Genomic DNA, 19901 nt, shown 5'->3' with positions numbered 1-19901 from the left:
ACACCGATGACTGACCCGACCTTATCGAGCATATTCAACGCGGGCGCTGCCCACCTGCATGAGCATGACTCACATGGGCATGCCCATGAACACGCCCATGCGCATGCAGGCACGGCTTCGCACGACCATGCCGGCGCTGCGATCCCGCATATCGAGGACATCGTGCCGCACCGGGGCACGATGCTGTTGCTCGACGCGGTCCGCAGTTATGACACCACCTCGCTGACCGCGCACGCAACGGTCCACGCCGATGCCTGGTACGCCGATCAGGATGGAGCGATGCCCGCGTGGATCGGCGTCGAACTCATGGCCCAGGCGATTGCCGCACACGAAGGGTTGCTGTCGATGCGCGAGGGCAATCCGGCCCGGCCGGGTGTGCTGCTCGGCGCGCGTCGCTACGAAGCGCGCGTGACCGTGTTTCCGCGCAACGCGCTGTTGCGGATCCATGCAAAGGAAGTGCTGCGCAGCGAAGACGGCACAGGCGCCTACGACTGCACGATCGAGCACGGCAACCAGCTGTTCGCCTCGGCCGTGGTCAAGGTGTATCAGCCGCACGACTTCGAGGCGTTTATCAAAGAGAGTTATCGGCCATGAGTGTGATGAAACGTGTCGTGATTACCGGCATGGGTGGGGTGACCGCATTCGGCAACCACTGGAACGAAATCGAAACCGCGCTGCAGGGCGGCCGCAATGCCGTGAAGCGCATTGCCGACTGGGACTATTTCCAGTCTCTGCATACGCGGCTTGCCTGCCCGATTCCGGCATTCGAGACACCCGCGAACTACTCGCGCAAGAAAACCCGCTCGATGGGGCCTGTGTCGATGTACGCAGTGCGCGCGAGCGAACTTGCACTGGCTGACGCGGGGCTCGCGGACGATGCGTCGATCAAGGACGGCCGCATGGGCGTCGCCTACGGATCGTCGGCCGGCTCGGTCGAACCGATACGCGCGTTCGGCAAGATGCTCGAGACCGGATCGATGACCGACGTGACCTCGAACAGCTACGTGCAGATGATGCCGCACACGACCGCGGTCAACGTGAGCCTGTTCTGGGACCTGAAGGGACGCATCGTGCCGACGTCGTGTGCGTGCGCGTCGGGCAGCCAGGCCATTGGCTATGCATACGAGATGATCGCGCACGGCAAACAGACCTTGATGCTCGCCGGCGGCGCGGAAGAACTCTCGGGCCCGGCGGTAGCCGTGTTCGATACCTTGTATGCGACCAGCACGCGCAACGACGAGCCGCACCTGACGCCGCGCCCGTTCGACGTTGCACGCGACGGCCTCGTCGTCGGCGAAGGCGCCGCGACGCTCGTGCTCGAAGAGTATGACCACGCAGTCGCGCGCGGTGCACGCATTCATGCGGAGGTCATTGGTTTTGGCTGCAATTCCGATGGCGCGCATATTACGCAGCCGACGGCCGAAACAATGGCTATTGCGATGCAGCTTGCTTTGCGCGATGCGAACCTGTCGCCCGACGCCATCGCCTATGTGAACGCGCACGGCACGTCGACCGATCGTGGTGACATCGCTGAAAGCCACGCGACCGCGTCGACATTCGGCGCGCGCATGCCGATCAGCTCGCTCAAGAGTTTTATCGGTCACACGCTCGGCGCGTGCGGCGCGATCGAAGCGTGGTGGACGATCGAAGCGATGAAACGCAACACCTATGCGCCGACACTCAATCTGCATCAGGTCGACCCCGCTTGCGCCGAGCTGGACTACATCGTCGGCGAAGCACGCACGATCGATGCCGAATACGTGATGAGCAACAACTTCGCGTTCGGCGGCGTCAATACGTCGCTGATCTTCAGGCGTCGTTCATGACGCTTGCACTTCATCGCGAACCTCGAACCCGGCGACGCGTCGTTGTCACCGGCATGGGCATCGTGTCGTGCCTCGGCAATACGCTCGATGCGGTGTCCGTGGCGCTGCGCGAGCATCGCATCGGCATCGTACGTGTCGACGCGTGGCGCGAACGCGGATTTGCGAGCCAGGTCGCGGGCGTGGCATCCGTCGACGGACAGCCTTCGTTCGACCGCAAGCAGGAACGTTTCATGGGCGAGACGGCGCGGTTCGCGTGTCATGCCGCGCGCAGTGCCATCGACGACGCGCAACTCGATGAACTGGCATTGCACTCGCCGCGCGCGGGCGCGGTGATCGGCTCGGGGGTCGGAACCATGTCGGCGTACGACGTCGCACTGGGCATCGCACACGCGCGCGGTCTCGATCGCACGCCACCTTACGTCGTGCCGCAGGCGATGAGCAGCACGACCTCCGCCAATGTCGCGCATGTGTTCGGGCTCGAGGGGATCACCTATTCGCCGTCATCGGCGTGCACGACGTCCGCGCTGGCCATCGGGCAGGCGGTACAGTTGATCGAGTCCGGGCGTCAGGACATCGTTCTCGCTGGCGGGAGCGAAGCGCTGCACGACAACATGACGCTGATGTTCGACGCGATGGGTGCGCTGTCGCGCAACTTCAACGACAGGCCGGAGCATGCGTCGCGCCCTTATGACGTGGATCGCGACGGCTTTGTGATGGCATCCGGCGCGGGCGTGCTGGTGCTCGAGTCACTGGACCATGCGCTCGCACGCGGTGCGCGGATCCGCGCCGAGATCACAGGGTATGGCCACGCAACCGACGGCACGGGCATGGTGATTCCGCGTGCGTCGGCCATTGCGCGCGCCATGCGCGAAGCACTCGACGATGCGGGCTCGCGCCCCGATTACATCAACACCCACGCGCCCTCGACCCCGCATGGTGATTTGCAGGAACTGCACGCCATCAACGAGGTGTTCGGCCCGGATGTGCCGCAGTTCTCGTCGACCAAGGGCTCGACCGGCCATCCGCTTGGTGCGTGCGGAGCGCACGAGGCGATCTACACCTTGCTGATGATGCGCGATGGTTTTATGGCGGGCACAGCAGGCATTGATACAGCGGAGCCTGCCGTGCAATCCATGCCCCTCGTGCGCGCTTCTCGAGACGCTGCACTCAAGCGTGCCATGTCCGTGTCGTTCGGGTTCGGCGGTAGTTACGCGAGTCTGATGTTCGAAGCCTGGCCGTCGTAGTCAGGTTCGTAGTCGTATTTGTAGTCGGCAACAACACTGCGCGATCGCAGTGCGAATCACAACCACAACAACGGGGGAACCATGACCAAGAATCGACTCATGCTGGGTGCTTTGACTGTCGTCGCGTTGACGCAAGCGGGGTGTGCAACGCAAGTGGAGTCGCTGCCCATCGCACCCGTAGCAGCAGGCACTTCTGCACACGACGTGGCGTTGTACTTTGGTGCGCAGGCGCATCCGGCCGTGCAAAGCCAGCTTGGACCGAGCAGCCATTCGGTCCGTATTGCCCGCACGACGATGGGTCCGGAAGCGTCGTGCAACAAGGCGCTGCAGGAAGCGCTCGACAAGTTGATCAGCGATGCGCGGTCGCATCACGCAAACGCGGTCGTCAACGTGACAACGCGTTTCCACAGCACCGAGTCGACGTCGTCGACGGACTATGCGTGCGGCCTCAGCACGAGCGCCGCAGCGATCGCGGTCAAGGGCGACCTCGTCGTACTGAAGGCCGATTGATCTCGCGTGGCGCGCGGCGGAGCGATGCACGTTCTGTCACGCGCCTGCCGGATGATTTTGAAGTAGATGCATGTCGCGGTTTGATTCAAGTCCATCATCCTTAACGGAGAAAAGAATGAAGAAACAACTGATGCTTGCAGCCGTTTGTGCCGCACTCGCGACGTCCCATGCTTTCGCACGCGATACGGTCGACAACTACGACGTGTCCGATGCGCTCAAGAGCGAGCCGGGCAAGGTCGGCGACGACGTGCCCTTGTTCTTTGCAGGTCAGGATCATCCGCGCGTTGTGAAGTCGTACGGCACGTTCGACACCAACAAGAAGACGAACTCGTTCGGCAAGAGTGATCTGAAGGCATGCCAGCACGTCTTCCTTTCGGCGGTCATCGAGCTTCAGGAGCGTGCACGCAAGGAGGGCGGCAACGCCGTCATCAATATCAAGAGCAACTACGAGAACCATATTCGCGAAAGCGCGACCGAGTTCACCTGCGGCGCGGGCGCCATCATCGCGGGCGTGGCGCTGACCGGCGAGGTCGTGACGCTCAAGTAAGGTGCGGGGCATGGCGCGCAGCCCGGACCTTGTTTCCGGGCGGCACGCGCTGTGTGATGCGCAGACAACGACGTGCGCGCGCTTGTCTCCTGCTCTTGGCTCGTGGCTTTCAACGCTCGGTCCGTGGCTTTCGGCTTTCGCCCTCGCCTCGAGACCGTTGGTGCGTGGCCCTTGGCTGTGTTGATTCGTTACTTTCCATTCATACCGTTTTGAATACTCACACTTCAAACGCGACCGCGGTCGACGTCGCAATCATTGGCGCAGGCCCTGCAGGTGCGGTCGCTGCAGCGTTGTTGCGAAAGGCCGGGCGTTCTGTCCTCGTGCTCGAGCGGCAACACTTCCCGCGCTTCTCGATCGGCGAAAGCCTGCTGCCGCAGAGCATGGCGTATCTCGAAGAAGCCGGCATGCTTCAGGCGGTGGTCGAAGCCGGCTTCCAGTACAAGAATGGCGCGCATTTCTGCTGGCGGGACAAGACATCGTCGTATGACTTCCGCGACAAGCATTCGGCGGGCTGGGGCACGACCTATCAGGTCGAGCGCGCGCAATTCGACGACGTGTTGATTCGCTGCGCGGCGCAGCAGGGTGCCGAAGTCCGTTTCGGCCAGACTGTGCGCGCGATGCGCACTGGCGATGCGCCGGTGCTCGAGGTCGTCGACGAAGCCGACGAAAGCGGCAAGGGCTACGAGGTTCACGCGCGTTTCGTGCTCGATGCGAGCGGATTCGGTCGCGTGTTGCCGCGCCTGCTGAATCTCGAGGCAGCGACCCGCATGCCCACGCGCGCGGCCATCTTTACGCACGTGCGCGACGGCATTGCGCCTGATGCGCACGATCGCAACAAGATCACCATCGCGACACACCCCGAGCATCGGGACGTGTGGTTCTGGATGATTCCGCTTGCGGGCGGCCGCTCGTCGGTGGGCTGCGTCGCGGAAGCCAGCTTTCTGAATGCCCCCGACGCCGAGCGCGAGGCACTGCTGCGCAAACTGATTCGCGAAGAGCCGACCCTCGCGCGCCTGATCGGCGATGCGCCGTTCCTGATGCCGGTGCGTCATATCGGCGGATATGCCGCCAACGTCGAACGACTGCACGGCCCGGGTTATGCGCTGCTCGGCAACGCGGGTGAATTCCTCGACCCCGTGTTCTCGTCAGGCGTGACGATCGCGCTGCGTTCATCGCATCTCGCGGTCAAGGCGCTCGAGCGGCAGCTCAACGGGGACGCCGTCGACTGGCAGAGCGAGTACGACAAACCGCTGCGCAAGGGCATCGATGCGTTCCGGGCCTTTGTCGAACGCTGGTACACGGGTGAGTTGCAGGACATCATCTACTATCCGAAGCAGACCGAGTTTGTGCGCCGCTATATCAGCGCCATTCTCGCGGGCTACGCGTGGGATGAGACGAACCCGTATGTCGCCGACCCCGAACGGCGCCTGAGCGCGCTTCACGAGGTTTGCATGGTGTATTGAGGTCGTTCGCGGTCGGGCGGCTCGGCGGTCAGGCCGTTGAGCCGTTGAGCCGTTGAAGCGGTAAAACGTGATGCGTTGAACGGCTGGATATCAGAGCCGGCGACGGTGTGACGCCAATTTGCCGAGCAAGCCAGGAGCACCGATGACGGTCTTTGTCGCACTACTTCGCGCCGTCAATGTCGGCGGAACGGGCAAATTGCCGATGGCCACGCTCGTCGACATCTGCAACGACGCGGGCTTTACCGACGTGCGGACCTATATCGCCAGCGGCAACGTCGTGTTTCGCAGCACGCTGACGGAAGCCAAGGTGCGTTCGGCGCTTGAAGCGCGGCTGCATGCGTATGCGGGCAAGCCAGTCGGCGTGCTCGTGCGCACGGCCCGCGAGATGTCCGAGGTGCTCGATCGGAATCCGTTCTCGAACGAAGCCGGCAACCGCGTGATGGCGCTATTCTCCGACGCCGCGCTGCCTGTCGATCCCAACGAGGGCGCGACAGGCACGCGCGACGAACAACTCCGCCTCGGGCCGCGCGCCCTGTACGTGTTCTACCCGAGCGGGATGGGTACATCCAAGCTCAAAGTACCCTGCGCCAAGGATGGAACCGGGCGGAACATGAATACGGTGGCCAAGCTCGTCGAAATGGCCGCGGCGCTGGGATAGGTGCGTGGGGGATGGGCTGCTTGGATAGGTTGTCGTTGCAGTCGCCTCCCAAGGCCTGAACGCCATTTCGACGTACCCGCCAGCACGCGGCGCCGACAATGGCGCGTTCCGATTCCATGCCGATGGACCGCTGGCGGCGGCTCGGCCTACGCCGCTCAAAATCGCCGTCCGACGCCGAACCCTACGATCCACGGATCGATCCGCAATCTGCCGAGATCGGTGCCGCCGAGTGAGGCGTCCGTCCGGATCCAGACTTTCTTTACGTCGAGATTCACGAACCATGCGTCGGACACGGCGAAATCAACGCCTGCCTGCAGCGCCGGTCCGAAGCTGTGGTTCGTGATATCAACACCCTGCCCGCTGACCGCCAGGCTGTTGTGATAGAACAAGGTGTAGTTGATGCCCGCGCCGATATAAGGCCGGATTCGGCCCGCGTCGTTGAAGTGATACTGCAGCGTCAGTGTCGGCGGTAACACACTCACCTTACCGAGGTTACCGAGGTCCGACGTGACCCCGTGACGGCTCGTTGCAAGAATCAGTTCCGCACCGAAGCTGTCGGTGAACATATAGGTGAAATCGAGTTCCGGAACGGCGGTCGTATCGACTCCCGAATGAATCGTCGACAGCGTGCCGGTCGACGACACGTCGGGCGCCACCACTATTCCCCGCAATCGGACGATCACGTCACCCTGCGCCGCTTCGGCATGGGTCGACGCAAACCCGCCGAATATCACCAGCACTGCGCTTACCCATGCAGCACCCAACCCCCGCAATGTTTTTTTGAGTCCAGACATTTTTTCGCGATATCAAAACCGTCGCGAGACGCAGCCGGCCGCCTCAGCCAGCACTGGATTGCTTCGCGAACGCGTCCAGACTAGGGTTTTCGACGACGCGTTTTTTTGATTTGCGTCACGCGGGGCAAGTCGTGGCCCGGATATCGCAGTGCGTTGATGCGGATCAAAACGCCTCGCATCGATATGTTTAATGCAGCGAGCGCCCATCGCAGAGACGGGTAATGCGTTACGTCGCAATCATTTTGTCGAGACATTGTCGACGTGATTTCGATCAAGTTGCCGTTTATTCACCCTCTATCATTTTATTGACAAGACAATAAATAATATCTGAATGTATTTATCCTATCATCGTGAAATAGGATTTATTGCATTGAAACCTTTGGTTAGATATGTGCGATTTTGAGATATTTTCTGCTGCAGGAATACAACATCAAAAAACACGATTCACGAATATGTTGTTTTGCCATGTTAGAAACGGCCTGCGCGCGTTGTATCAAGCCAGTTCTCTGCGATATCGGAACACCCATGTCGTCTTACGGCATGGCCGGCTCGATTCGGCGCGACAGCGCAATGATTCACCCACGGGGAAGCTGGGGATTCATTGCGAATTCGTTTAAATAAATCGCCCGTTTATTGGCGATCGGTCATTCACTGGTAAATCAGAACACAAATGAGCGTAAGAGCAAAATTAATGGCCGGATTCGGCCTGATGTGCATATTGCTGGTCGTGATTTCCTTCATGTCATTAAAGACCTTGCGCGAGACCAACGCGCAATTCACGCGGTATGTGACTGGAATCAACGCGCGTGAAGCCGAAGCGACGCAAGTGCGCACCGCCGTTGACCGCCGCGCGATCGCGGCACGTAATCTCGTGCTGGTAACTCAGCCGTCCGATGTCGAGCTCGAGCATGCGGCCGTCGTGAAAGCGCACGAGGACGTCAAGAGTCACCTTCAGAAGCTCGACGCGATGATCGCGGCTTCCGACGCGACCGAACAGGCGAAGGCACTCGTCGGCAAAATCGACAGCGTCGAAGCGCAGTACGGTCCCGTCGCCCTCGCCATCGTCGATGCGGCGTTGAAGAACCAGCACGATCAGGCGGTGTCGATGCTCGACGAGCAATGCCGTCCGCTCCTCGCAGCTCTGGTGAAGGCCACCGACGACTACACCGAATACACCCGTGCTCGCGAAGCGTCGTTGATCCAGAAGGCCGACGACACCTACGCGTTTCAATTTGCTGCGCTGATTGCGCTGAGCCTCGCCGCCATTGTGAGTGCCGTTGTCGCCGGCGTCATGATCACGCGCGGTTTGCTTCGCGATCTCGGCGCCGACCCCGTGGCGTTGATTGAGGCCGCGAAGCGCGTCGCATCAGGCGACCTGAGCCAGCCGATCATGACGCAGCGTACGCGGGGCAACAGCGTCTTGACGTCGATCGCCGAGATGCAAACCCAGCTGGCCAACCTGATCGCCGCGGTGCGCGAGGCATCGGAAGGCATCGTATCGGGATCGACTCAGATAGCCGCGGGGAATTCGGATCTGTCAGCGCGCACCGAACAACAGGCTGCGTCGGTCGCCGAGACCGCATCGAGCATGGTGCAACTGACTGCCACGGTGAAACAGAACGTCGACAACACCATCCAGGCGCGCAGCCACGCTGAAAGCGCTTCCACCGTATCCGCCAAGGGCAGTGCAGTCGTCGGTCGCGTCGTCAGCACGATGTCGAGCATCCGCGAGAGCTCGACCAAGATCAGCGAGATCATCGGCATCATCGAAAGCATCGCATTCCAGACCAACATCCTGGCGTTGAACGCTGCCGTCGAAGCCGCTCGCGCCGGCGAGCAGGGACGCGGTTTTGCTGTCGTCGCAAGCGAGGTGCGTAACCTTGCGCAGCGTTCGTCCGTCGCCGCCAAGGAGATCAATGACCTGATCTCGGCCTCGGTCGAAACCATTCGCACGGCGTCGTCGCTCGCTGACGATGCGGGGACCACCATGGCCGAGATTCGCGACGCGATCCAGCACGTCGCCGAGCGGATCAGCGCCATCGCAAGCGCGTCGGAAGAGCAGAGCCACGGTATCCGCGAAGTCAATCTCGCCATCTCGCAGATGGATGAGACCACCCAACGCAACGCTGCACTCGTCGAAGAAGTCGCGGCCGCGTCACGTTCGCTCGAAGATCAGGGCGCGCTGCTCAGACAGACGGTGTCGGTGTTCCGTGTCAGCGGGGCGTTGGCATAGCAAGGGCGGCTTCGCCCGGATCCAGATTCCGCCCTGATAGGCGGCATCTGGATGGGTCTCCCGAACCGCGCACGTGGCTTCGGCGGCGTCCGCCACGTCCACGTCGCTACACGCCCGTTGCGTATCGTCGGCAATGTTCGAGATACCCCGCTTCATGGCTACTCACGAGTTCGACGATGCTGTTCCACAACCACAGCGGCGCGTCGATCGTTTTTGAGCGACTCTTGCGAAGTTCAGCGAGCCATTGCTTGCGTGTCGCATGGTCCATCTGACGCGCATGCGCTTTGCCGATCACCATCGCAAGGTAGCCCGATAGCTTCATCGCATCCTTTTGCGTGAGTTGCTCGACGTCCAGCTTGAGATCCTGAGGCAGCAATTCGCGAATCACGACTGCGCGATCAAGAAGGCGTGCAGCGCGCATTCGCTCGCCGAGAAACGGTGATAGATGACGTGCCCCTTCGACGACGCGTTCCGCGTTATCGCGCGGCATCGCTGACTGCGTGTAGCGAGGTGCCGCCGCCTTCACGCCTTCCTTGATGTCCATCAGGCAAAGATCGTCACCATCGATCACTCCACCGTCGACATCGAGCAGCACGGCATAACGCAGTCGCCCCAGCGAACTGCATCCTTTAACCCAGTACGCGGCATCGATCAGCGAAACGGCGCCCGAGTCACTTCGCCCCTTCAGGCTCGTCGCCAGCCCGGACAACTCCGAGCGCTCGAAGAGCGCGGTGATCTCTTTGCGCTCAGATTTGTCGAGCGGCCAGAAGCGCTTGCCCAAGGGAATCGTCGGCTGGAGATCTTCGATGCGCTCGCGCGCGAGGTGCTGCCACGAACGACGCACCGCTTCACGCATCACGACATGCACCGGAGTCGGACGCTTGCTCAGGTGCACCTTGTCCGGGTCGCTTTCGAGTGCCGATTCGTACCCTGCCGCGAGCGCTTCGACAATATGCACCGTCGTCAGGCCGGAAAGATCCGATCCGCGCGCCGCCGTGGCCAACGACAGACCAAGCCGAATCACGTCGTGACATGGATTGCCGATCACAGCCTGGTCGAGATCGCGAATCTGAATTTCGACCTTGCCTCGGCTGTTGGCGATCGGACCGAGGTTGCCCGTGTGACAGTCGCCACAGATCCAGATCGCCGGACCTTGCGGCAGCGTACGGATATCCGCTTGCTCGAGCCATTCGTAGAACTGCGCCGTATTGCCGCGCACATAGGCATGCGCGGACCGGGCCATCTTGAGGTTGCGCAACCGGGTCAGGGCTTCGGAGCGAGACTTGGGAGTGGGCGGCTTGTTTGAAAGCATTTTCATCGGGCGCGAGGTGGTTGTTGTAATGGTTGCGGTCATTGCGCAGTCGCAGGACCCTCACGTCAGCAATTTGTGTGCGCACTGATTACATTTTCCCAACGCGCCCTCCCGTTCCTGCACCTCGAACGGCCATTCTCGTGGAATAGATCGGCGAGCCTCGTGGCATCCGGCAGATCGGACTCGCCCCGCCCGGCTTGTCGGACTGCGACTTCCGATGCTTCCGATCTCAGTCCTTCGATTTGACGCGTGCCGGTACATCGGCGCGAAGCGCCAGCCGCCTACTCGCTGAGGGCGAGCATCCACCGAATCCTCAAAAGAGGGACAATCATCCTCAAGTTGAGGATTTACGCAAAATCCCTATAATAAGGACAAATATCCCCATATTAAGGATTCGAAATGAGCCTGGCGGATTTTCTGTTCACTCCGGGCTTGCAGCGCGTGCTCGGTGCAACGCTTCTCGATCCAGAGCGAGCTTTTACGCTGCAGGAGCTGCTGCGTCTGGCCGACAGCGGGCGCGGGAGCGCGCAGAAGCAAGTCGACCGATTGGTGGAAGTCGGTGTGCTTCAGGAGGACGCCCGCAGGGGACGGCAACGGAGCATTCGAGCGAACACCGAGTTCGTTTTCTACCCGGAGTTGCTCAGCATCGCCCGCAAATCGTTCGCGGTTGCGGAGCCGCTCAAAGAAGCGCTCACCCCCTTCTCCGACCACATCAAGGCCGCGTTCGTATTTGGATCTGTAGCGAAGGGCACTGACAGCGGCCGAAGCGATATCGACCTGATGGTGATCGGCACCGCTCCACTTCTCGAACTCTCGGAAGCCCTGCACACAGTCGAGCAAACCCTTCGACGCCCGATTAACTTCGCTTTGTACGAGCCGAGCGAATGGGAAGCCCTGACAATCTCGGATCCCGTAATGGGCCAGATTGCTCAAGGCCCCCTGCTAAAGATCCTGTGATGCCACGGCCGGCCTCAACGATCGATATCGATCGCCTGCATGCGGCGCTCAAGTTCGCTGATGTCGTTGGCAGATGCGAGGTACGCGTCGCGACGGCTATGCTCGGCGCGGTCGAGTGCCTTTCGCAAGAGCGGGAACAAATAGATGAACAGGATGAGCATGACGTCCTCCGAACGACGGCCGGGTGAAGTACGTATCGGCCGAATCGGGGGCACGACACTGACGAGCCAGGCGCGCATCGGGTGCGGATCCAGATGGTCGGATCGGCGAGTCATGCTACGGCTGGGACCCAATCCATTGCAGAGTCCGTGCCAAAAGGCTCGAACCTATATCTGGCGGGCATTCCCGGCGTCCGGGAGGACAATTCGAAAGCTAAGTGTCAGGTGCCGGCAAACGGATAGGCAGATAGGTGTCGGGGCAGACCTGACACGCATCCGGCCCCTTCGGCGACGCGCCATTTTTTGTACGTAGCGACGTGCCCCTATCTCTTCAATTCGCTTGGTGGAGGGTGCTTTCCGAGGCTCACGTCGCCTTCCGTCGTGAGCGCCTTGTGCAGGATTACGCGGGCAAAAAAGAAATACTGAGCCGCTTTCCAAGCGCCGTTGCGGCGCTCATGAGGGTGGCAAGGGTAAGGCTCAGATCCTTCTCGTCGAGCAGACGGTTAAGCACGGTCCTGCTCGTCTGCATGCGCTCGGCCATCGCAGTTTTCGTGATCTGTTGCGCTTCCATCTCCTGTTGGATCAGCATTGCGATGACGCGTTTGGTCGCCGCTGCGTGCACCTCTTCAAGGATCCCTTCATCGGCGAGGAAATCGTCGAAACTGCTACCAATGTGCTTGCTCTTTGCCATGATTCACCTTCCAGCTAACGAAAGATCCTGATACCCGACCACGTACTGAGGCCGGTCACGTGCGTTCAAATCAGCGCCTTCCGAATCCGCGCGATGTTGATATCTGCGTCTGGTGTGGCTTGCTGTTTTTTAATAAAACCATGCAGCAACACCATGTCCGCTCCTTCAAGCGAGAAAAGCACGCGTGCAATCCGCGTTGGTAGATTGACGCGCACCTCGAACAATCCTTTTCCCATCGGCCTTACGAGCGGTAACCCGAGCGGCCAGCCGATCTGAACTTCGAGGATGGCCTGCCCCACCTTTTTGCGGTCGTCGATCGGCAAGCCGACCAACCACTCACGCACAGGTTCTTTTCCGACATCCGTCGCAAAAAAGACCACGCTCAGCTTCTTGACTGGAAGTGGCCGTGAAAATGAAAGGCGCATAGTTCCGACCCACAAAGCGTACCGAAATCGGTACGAAAAGTAAACCCCAGGAAATCGGGGCTAGCCGCCGACGGCCGCTCGAATTTCGTCCCAAAAAAGCGAAAGCCCCAGGGACTCGTCATCCCTGGGGCTTGTTTGTCGCTGTGAGGCGCGCTTGTTCGGATCAGAACGGTTATCCACATTCGTAAGTGTTGGTAGATGAGTCAGTGCCAATAAGCACGGCACTTTCATGCCACCATACCCTCAAACAATGTGGGTAAGTGTAACTAGAAGCGCATTTTCCACGCAAAAATCGACGCGAATCACCAAACTGTGGGTAGCACTTCGTTTGCCGCAAATGCCCGCACAGCGGGTGTTTGCGGCATTTTGTCGTTTTAGACGTTTAAACAACAATATCTCTCCTTGGCACGAGGGGGTGCGGGGGAGTAGTGAGCAAAAGTTATCCACAAGCAATTGCCACGGCGATCACGCGTGCCCATCTGCAATAGGAAGCCCGTGTTAGCTGGAAAACATGCGGCCGGTCCACCACACAACCTCCGACCCCTGCCCGATACATTCAGCGAGCGACGCCTATAAGCTATTTTGTACCGTCTACCAGGTACAACAAGCGAAAGCAATGTTTTGCGACGCGACCGCTAAGGCCCGATCGCCGCTCAGTGCGCCGCCGAGGCGGCGTCACTGGCACCACCGGCCTTGCCTGGCTTCGTTATCCAGATCAGCGGAATGATGATGATCATAATGATCGCCGCGCCGTAGAACACGTCATTCAGCCCGAGCATCGCTGACTGGGTCTGCACCATATGATCGAACAGCGCATAGGACGCGTTGGTACCGAGTCCAAGCAGCGAATGGTAGGCATCCATCTGCTGGTTGAACTGCGGGTTGGTCAGGCTCGACTGCTGCGTCAGGATCTCATGGTGCATGATGGTGCGGTCGTTCCACACCACGCCCGCAAGCGAGGTGCCGATGCCGCCGAAGAACATGCGGGCAAACGTCGACAGGCCGGCCGCGGCCGGCACCTTCTCCGGCGGCTGCCCCGACAAGATGATCACCGTGAGCGGCGCGAAGAAGAGCGCCATTGGGACGCCTTGCAACAGGGTCGGCAGTATGATGTAGCCCTCGCTTAGATCTGTGTAGAAGAAGCTGCGCATGTAGTAAACGATCGCGAAGCCGATGAACGCGAGCGTGCCGATGATGCGAGCATCCGAGCGTGGCAGGATCTTGCCCATGATTGGCGCGCCGATCACCGCGAAGATGCCGAGCGGCGCAGTTGCGAGACCAGCATCCACCGCGCGGTAGCCAAGATACTCCTGCATCCACTGCGGCAATAACACTAGCGTGCCGAAGAAAATTGCGTACGCGACGGCGATCGAAACCGTGCCACCCAGGAAGTTGCGCTGCCTGAAAAGCGTCAGGTCGACCACGGGATTCTTCTCCGTCAACTCCCAGACAATGAAAAACGCGAGCCCCACCACTGCGACGATGGTGAGAATGACGATCGTCTTCGACGAGAACCAGTCAAGATCCTTGCCCTTGTCGAGCATCACCTGCAGCGACGCGACCCAGACGATCAGCAGCGCGAGCCCGACGACATCAATGGGGATCGTCCTCGTAGGTGTATCGCGGTGCCGGTAGAGCATCCAGACCATCGCCGCCGCGAACAGTCCGACCGGAATGTTCAGGTAAAAGATCCAAGACCAGCTATAGCTGTCGGTCACCCAGCCACCGAGCGCGGGCCCGACGATCGGTCCGGTCACCACAATCATCGAGAAGATCGAGAGCGCCAGCGACGACTTCGCCTTGGGCCACGAACTGAGCAGAAGCGCCTGGGACATTGGAATCAGTGGTCCGGCCACGGTCCCTTGGAGTATGCGCGCTGCCAGCAGGATGGGCAGCGACGGCGCGATGCCGCACAGCCAGGAAGCGAGCGTAAATAGCAGGATCGAACCCACGAACAGACGGACCTGCCCCAGCCTCTGCGTGAGCCAGCCCGTCAGCGGTATTGCGACGGAGTTGGCCGCCGCGAACACGGTGATGACCCACGTGCCTTCATCGACCGATACGCCCAGGTTGCCTGAGATGGTCGGAATCGCGACGTTGGCGATCGACGAGTCGAGCACGGTCATGAAACCCGCCAGGCCCACACTCAGCGAGCCTAGCGCGAGCGTCGCCCCGCTGAGCGGGGGATGTTGAGGTTGAGTAGTGGTAGACATGATGGCGGACGCTCATTCGTTGGCGACGATGATTCCGAGGATCGCAGCATCCGCATCGTTGCCGTACCTCGTGCACATCTCAGTCCTGTTGGTTGACGTCGGCGTTGCCGACGAATCAGGCCCGTCACCGCTGAGATGTTTCGAGTTCACGTCCACGTTCATCAAAAGGCCCACGCGCAGCGGCTTCTGTTGCAGTTCGGCGGGTGGAATGGCAACGTTTCACCGGTCTGACGTAAGGAGCCGCCTCGGGTCACAGAAATCAATCGTGGATGTCACCTGCGCTCTTCGTTCCCCACCCGGGGCGTGGCTGCTGTCGTAGATAACTGGCACCCTAGTCGGCGAATACTGCAGCATGTTTTCGGATGTACGTTTCGACGGTCATCGGCGGTTCACCGGTTATATCGGCGACGACGTCATTGGTCCCCGCGAAAACACCGTTCTGATAGTCGAGAGCGACGGACAAAAGATGCTGCGCGAACGTATCGCTGAACCTACTATCGCTATCGAGACGCTTTTTGAAAAGCTCAAGGTCGATTGGCTCATATTTCACATCGCGGCCCAGCGCGCGTGTCATCTCAGCAGCAATTTCGTGGTGATTCATTTCGACCGGTCCATGGAGCGGATAAACCTTACCCGCATGGGTGCCAGGCTCCCTGAGAATCGCCGCGATGACCCGTCCCTGGTCTTCAGCCGCGATAGGCGCATGACGGCCTTCGCCAAACGGGAGCCGAAGCATGCCATCTTTCTTGACGTTGGCAACTTGCCCTGGATATGTCAGCCATTGTGCAAAAAAGGTTGGACGGATATGCGTCACCGGGGTACTGAAGCCGTCGAAGACACGCTCCGAAATCCAGTGGTCGCGAGCGGCACGACTTTTTGCCATCCGTCGTGCGGAGATTTGCGACATGTTCACGATGGCGGTCAGGCCTGCCTCTTCGGCGGCCTGCGCAAAATAGGCGCTTGCCTGAATACCGCCTGCTTCGATGGGAAACACAAAGTACGCAGAAAAAATTCCCTGCAGAGCGCCCGCTACATCGTCGAGGTCGCCAAGGTCACCGACGATGACCTCGACACCTTGTGACTTGAGTCGCTCGCTTTTTTCGCTCTCCTTGCGCACCAGGGTTCGCACTTTTTCGCCTGCGTGTAAGAGTGCGTCAGCCGTAGCACCGCCTGTATCGCCAGTCGCGCCTGCGACGAATAATATCCGGTCAGTCATTTCAGGTACCCTCACATGTCGAGACGGGATTGGCAGCACCGTCCATTCAAGGAATTGATGAAACTTCGTATCCTGTGGCTCGCCCGCCAGACGCAACGCAGCGAGAAAAGTTTCGTACGCTTGCCGCTAAGGCGCCCGAGCCGCGAGGCGGCGCCTCGCGGAATCGTCGTATCCGTTCGCTCCTGGCGCGCGAGGTCATGGCATCTAGCAGCCTGTTCGCGCCAGTCGCGTATGACGCTACGGAGCCCACGATACTGTTCGTGAGCCTGGCTGTCGCGCAAACGCCACCACTTGAAACTTCGCAAATGGAAGCGCCGCGATTTGCTCAAGACTGAAGTCCGAACGCCCGCCTCAAGCTTTTGTCGACCTGCCCGAACGGCGCAAAGCGACGCAAGAGGCTGAGCACCCTCGCCCTGCCGTCCGCAGGCTGTCTCAGCCGATACGTGCCGCGAACTATCGAAAGGATTTTTCCCGCCACCTCCTCGGGCGCTGGCCCGTCGTTGATCTGCTGCCGCACGGCGCTGACGCTTTGGGCGCAAGCGGCGGCGTAATCTTCGATCACCGCCTGGGTCCGCGTTGCGTTTATGTCCAGATTCGTTCGACTGAAGCTTGGCTCAACGAGCACGACTCGCACGCCAAACGTCCGCACCTCGTGATCGAGCGATTCCGAGAGACCCTCCAAAGCGTGCTTGCTGCTCGCGTACAGCCCCATGTAAGGAGCAGGCAGAAAGCCCAGTACCGAACTGATATTAAGGACGAGGCCGCTTCGATTTCTGCGCATGGACGGCAAAACGGCCCTAATGACCCGCAGCACACCGAATACATTCACATCGAACAGTGCCGTCGCCTCGGCATCGCTGGTGGCTTCGACAGGGCCAACCAGCGAAACGCCAGCGTTGTTAATCACAATGTCGATTCGCCCGGCTTTTTCAATCACTTTGCTCACGGCCGCCACGACGGATGCATCGTCTTGCACGTCCATTCCGACGTACTCAACGCCGGGTGCCGTTGCAGCGGCTTCAGGTCTGCGAACGCCGCCAAACACGCGGTAGCCAGCGCCCGCCAGCGTCCGTGCGGTCGCGCCACCGATACCAGAGGACGCCCCTGTAATCAACACCACTGAACCTTCAGCCTTCATATTCTCTCCAAGACGTCTCGGGGCACCTCAGAACCTCTGCCGGTCACTCGCAGCGAACAGCAGAGATGGGTTCAGCGCACGCCGAGCATGATTTGCGCAACTTCGTCGGCGGCGTCGATCTGAGGCCAGTGCCCAGCATCCAGTGCGTGGAGTGAGGCGTTCTTCGCCTGCGACTGAATGTGTTGCGCGACGCTCAGGTGAAGGTAAGGGTCGGCATTACCCCAGACCAGATGAAGCGGAACCGCAGAGCGCCTGAAATCGACGATCCGAGCCGTGTTCGCCGCCACCTCTTCATGCAACTGCGACGTCATTTGCGCGAACGCGATGGCTGCGCTCGGCTGTTGGCGAAAGTTGTTGTCAATGACAGGGCCTAGGAACTCAAAGTAGTTCACTTTCTGTTCGTCGGTCAGCCCGTGCTGAAGCAGGTTGCGCTGGAAATCAATCAGCCAGGCAAACTGCTGCGGACTTTGCAGGAAGTGCATCGCCAGCTTGCGCAATTCCCTGTTCGAAAAAAGCTCGATCAGCTCAGGCACCCGCAGGCCTGGTGCATCTCCGTAGAAGGCGTTCATCACCACGACCGCGCTTGTACGGTCGGGGTGCTTCAGCGAGAAGTTGATGGCTGCGGGTCCACCGGCGTCGTGGCCGACAGGAATGATCTGCTCGAGGGCGAGCGCCTCGACGACCGCTTCGAGATCTCCCAGTTGTTGCGGGAAACTATATTGCGCCCCGACCGCCTTATCGGACCCGCCAAATCCGAGGAAGTCGACGGCGACCACTCGTCGGCCCGCCGAGACGAGGCGAGGAATGAGCAGGTCGTAGATGTGCGAGTCGTCCGGAAAGCCGTGCAGCACAACGAATGCGGGACCAGTGCCGGCGAAGTCGCGGACGTAGACACTCCCGCTGTCACGCCTGACGCGATGCTCGACGAATTGCGGCAGGGGGGGATTGGTGGTTGCCATTTCGAACTTCTCCTTTCTAGTCGGGGTTGGGCACACAGTGAATTGCGCGGTGCAACGCTATCCGCGTTTGCCAGCATCTGGTTCGCCGCCTGGCTGATCGCTTCTGTAAAGTGCTTCAAGTCGAGGGCGTAGCCCGCTCAGGTCGTAGCCAGCGGCGGTGATCCGTTGCAGGATTTCCTCCGGCTCGATCGACGCGCCGACCGATAGCGCCCACAGCGTGGCGGCCCGTACACCGGTGCGGCAATACGCAATCACGGGGCCATCCAACGTTTCGAGCGCGGACGAAAACTTCGCGGCGTCGTCAGCCGTGGCTTTTCCAGGTAAAACGGGAATCGCCGCGAAACCAAGCCCGACCATGCGGGCGGCCTCACGCATTTCGGCGATGGTGGGCTGCCCCGGTTCCTCGGCGTCGGGACGGTTGACGACGACGGAGAGAAAACCGCGCGCCTTTGCCTCGCCGATATCGGCAATGCTCAGCTGCGGACTGACCGAGAGGTTCGGCGCAAGCTCTTTGGGGTTCATCAGAATCCTTCCTGGGGGGTTCGTTCATGGGAACAAGTGGCCGGGGCGAGAGAGGCTCCGCGCATTCGCTTTGAGCGACTGAACCGGGACGCTTCGCTATCGGACCGCAAACGGCTCCTGCGCGCGCGTCCAACTAATCAGATCGTATCGAGCGGAATCCTGAGGTAGCGCCGGCCATTGCTTTCCACGCGCGGTAGTGCACCGCCGCGCATGTTCACCTGGATGGCAGGAAGGATCAGCTTCGGAACGGCCAATGTTGCATCGCGCGCGTTACGTGCGGCGACGAACTCGCCTTCCGTCACGCCGTCACGAGCATGCACATTCGCCATACGTTCTGCGCCAATCGTTGTTTGCCAGGCATAGATGTCACGTCCCGGAGCCTTGTAGTCGTGACAGAGAAAGAGCCGCGCTTCGTCGGGCAGGCTGAAAAGCCGCCGAATCGAGCGATAGAGCTGGCCTGCATCGCCGCCTGGAAAATCTGCTCGCGCGGTTCCGTAGTCCGGCATGAAGAGCGTGTCACCGCAAAACACGGCGTCGCCAATCACATAAGCCACGTCCGCCGGCGTGTGGCCTGGAACGTTGAGCACGGTGCATTCAAGCGTCCCGATCGTGAACGATTCGCCGTCATCGAAAAGATGATCGAACTGCGATCCGTCTCGCTTGAATTCCGGCTCGGCGTTGAAGATGTCGCCGAAGATCTTCTGTACGGCTGTGATGGCACGCCCGATGGCGATCTTGCCGCCCACCTGCGCCTGCAGAAAAGGCGCAGCGGTGAGATGGTCCGCATGAGCGTGGGTTTCAAGCAGCCATTCTATCGATAGCCCCTCCGACTCGACGTAGGCAACAATAGCTTGTGCCGACCGCGTTGAGGTGCGGCCCGCGGGTGCATCGAAGTCCAGCACGGAGTCAATAATAGCTGCCGTAAGTGTGACCGGATCGTGCACGACATAGCTTGCCGTGCACGTGCCCTCGTCGAAGAACGAACGTACGATCGGTGCTTTGCGTTTGCCAATTCGCGTCTCGACAATGCCGGCC

20 protein-coding genes are annotated in these 19901 nt (G+C 60.5%); 9 read left to right on the top strand and 11 right to left on the bottom strand.

What is annotated here, in order from left to right; genetic code table 11:
• Positions 1-6 precede the first annotated feature (6 nt).
• From ACMFWR_RS03430 to ACMFWR_RS03400, 7 genes are all read left to right on the top strand, one after another.
• Positions 7-594: a hotdog family protein gene (locus ACMFWR_RS03430; RefSeq protein ID WP_413193628.1), complete on the top strand. Its 588-nt coding sequence runs from the start codon at positions 7-9 to the stop codon at positions 592-594.
• 5 nt (positions 595-599) lie between these two features.
• The gene (locus tag ACMFWR_RS03425) at positions 600-1826 is read left to right on the top strand and encodes a beta-ketoacyl-ACP synthase (protein WP_413194765.1); all 1227 of its coding nucleotides are present in this window, start codon (positions 600-602) and stop codon (positions 1824-1826) included.
• Positions 1823-3070: a beta-ketoacyl-[acyl-carrier-protein] synthase family protein gene (locus ACMFWR_RS03420; RefSeq protein ID WP_413193627.1), complete on the top strand. Its 1248-nt coding sequence runs from the start codon at positions 1823-1825 to the stop codon at positions 3068-3070. The genes ACMFWR_RS03425 and ACMFWR_RS03420 overlap by 4 nt, the downstream gene beginning before the upstream one ends.
• 81 nt (positions 3071-3151) lie before the next feature.
• Complete coding sequence (locus tag ACMFWR_RS03415; RefSeq protein WP_413193626.1) at positions 3152-3580, top strand: signal peptidase; 429 nt, start codon at positions 3152-3154, stop codon at positions 3578-3580.
• Positions 3581-3695: 115 nt separating this feature from the next.
• Positions 3696-4127 (top strand): excinuclease ABC subunit A, encoded by a 432-nt coding sequence (locus ACMFWR_RS03410; protein ID WP_413193625.1) that lies wholly within the window; start codon positions 3696-3698, stop codon positions 4125-4127.
• A gap of 209 nt (positions 4128-4336) precedes the next feature.
• Positions 4337-5590, top strand: coding sequence for an NAD(P)/FAD-dependent oxidoreductase (locus ACMFWR_RS03405; protein ID WP_413193624.1), 1254 nt, complete (start codon positions 4337-4339; stop codon positions 5588-5590).
• Between the two features lie 142 nt (positions 5591-5732).
• Entirely contained in the window at positions 5733-6248 is a 516-nt protein-coding gene (locus ACMFWR_RS03400) for a DUF1697 domain-containing protein (RefSeq protein ID WP_413193623.1), read from the top strand.
• A 155-nt stretch (positions 6249-6403) separates the two neighbouring features.
• On the opposite strand, the gene ACMFWR_RS03395 is transcribed toward ACMFWR_RS03400, so the two are convergent.
• Entirely contained in the window at positions 6404-7042 is a 639-nt protein-coding gene (locus ACMFWR_RS03395; protein WP_413193622.1) for an OmpW/AlkL family protein, read from the bottom strand.
• Positions 7043-7712: 670 nt separating this feature from the next.
• On the opposite strand from ACMFWR_RS03395, the gene ACMFWR_RS03390 reads away from it, so the two are divergent.
• A complete protein-coding gene (locus tag ACMFWR_RS03390) occupies positions 7713-9275 on the top strand; it encodes a methyl-accepting chemotaxis protein (RefSeq protein WP_413193621.1) in 1563 nt (520 codons plus the stop codon).
• 106 nt (positions 9276-9381) lie between these two features.
• Here the strand turns inward: ACMFWR_RS03390 and ACMFWR_RS03385 are convergent, their stop codons facing one another.
• A complete protein-coding gene (locus tag ACMFWR_RS03385; protein ID WP_413193620.1) occupies positions 9382-10593 on the bottom strand; it encodes a DUF2252 domain-containing protein in 1212 nt (403 codons plus the stop codon).
• Between the two features lie 393 nt (positions 10594-10986).
• On the opposite strand from ACMFWR_RS03385, the gene ACMFWR_RS03380 reads away from it, so the two are divergent.
• Positions 10987-11544 carry a nucleotidyltransferase domain-containing protein gene (locus tag ACMFWR_RS03380; protein WP_413193619.1) on the top strand — a complete coding sequence of 186 codons (558 nt, stop codon included), beginning with the start codon at positions 10987-10989 and terminating at the stop codon, positions 11542-11544.
• Positions 11545-11558: 14 nt separating this feature from the next.
• Here the strand turns inward: ACMFWR_RS03380 and ACMFWR_RS03375 are convergent, their stop codons facing one another.
• The 9 genes from ACMFWR_RS03375 to ACMFWR_RS03335 form a co-directional block, all read right to left on the bottom strand.
• Positions 11559-11705: a DUF3563 family protein gene (locus ACMFWR_RS03375; RefSeq protein ID WP_413193618.1), complete on the bottom strand. Its 147-nt coding sequence runs from the start codon at positions 11703-11705 to the stop codon at positions 11559-11561.
• A 397-nt stretch (positions 11706-12102) separates the two neighbouring features.
• Complete coding sequence (locus tag ACMFWR_RS03370; protein WP_413193617.1) at positions 12103-12393, bottom strand: XRE family transcriptional regulator; 291 nt, start codon at positions 12391-12393, stop codon at positions 12103-12105.
• A gap of 65 nt (positions 12394-12458) precedes the next feature.
• Complete coding sequence (locus ACMFWR_RS03365) at positions 12459-12818, bottom strand: type II toxin-antitoxin system RelE/ParE family toxin (protein WP_413193616.1); 360 nt, start codon at positions 12816-12818, stop codon at positions 12459-12461.
• Positions 12819-13471: 653 nt separating this feature from the next.
• Positions 13472-15031, bottom strand: a complete 1560-nt coding sequence (locus ACMFWR_RS03360; protein ID WP_413193615.1) for a DHA2 family efflux MFS transporter permease subunit — start codon at positions 15029-15031, stop codon at positions 13472-13474.
• 331 nt (positions 15032-15362) lie between these two features.
• Positions 15363-16247, bottom strand: coding sequence for an NmrA family NAD(P)-binding protein (locus ACMFWR_RS03355; RefSeq protein WP_413193614.1), 885 nt, complete (start codon positions 16245-16247; stop codon positions 15363-15365).
• A gap of 325 nt (positions 16248-16572) precedes the next feature.
• Positions 16573-17385, bottom strand: coding sequence for an oxidoreductase (locus ACMFWR_RS03350; RefSeq protein ID WP_413193613.1), 813 nt, complete (start codon positions 17383-17385; stop codon positions 16573-16575).
• A gap of 71 nt (positions 17386-17456) precedes the next feature.
• Positions 17457-18344: an alpha/beta fold hydrolase gene (locus tag ACMFWR_RS03345; RefSeq protein WP_413193612.1), complete on the bottom strand. Its 888-nt coding sequence runs from the start codon at positions 18342-18344 to the stop codon at positions 17457-17459.
• 57 nt (positions 18345-18401) lie between these two features.
• Positions 18402-18866, bottom strand: a complete 465-nt coding sequence (locus ACMFWR_RS03340; RefSeq protein ID WP_181157008.1) for a TIGR01244 family sulfur transferase — start codon at positions 18864-18866, stop codon at positions 18402-18404.
• A 137-nt stretch (positions 18867-19003) separates the two neighbouring features.
• Positions 19004-19879: an MBL fold metallo-hydrolase gene (locus ACMFWR_RS03335; protein WP_413194764.1), complete on the bottom strand. Its 876-nt coding sequence runs from the start codon at positions 19877-19879 to the stop codon at positions 19004-19006.
• Between the last annotated feature and the right edge of the window lie 22 nt (positions 19880-19901).

This window comes from Pararobbsia alpina, assembly GCF_965118125.1.
Taxonomy (GTDB): domain Bacteria; phylum Pseudomonadota; class Gammaproteobacteria; order Burkholderiales; family Burkholderiaceae; genus Pararobbsia; species Pararobbsia alpina_A.
Note: the sequence above shows the minus strand (reverse complement) of the source record. Positions and strands in the feature narration are given on the sequence as shown.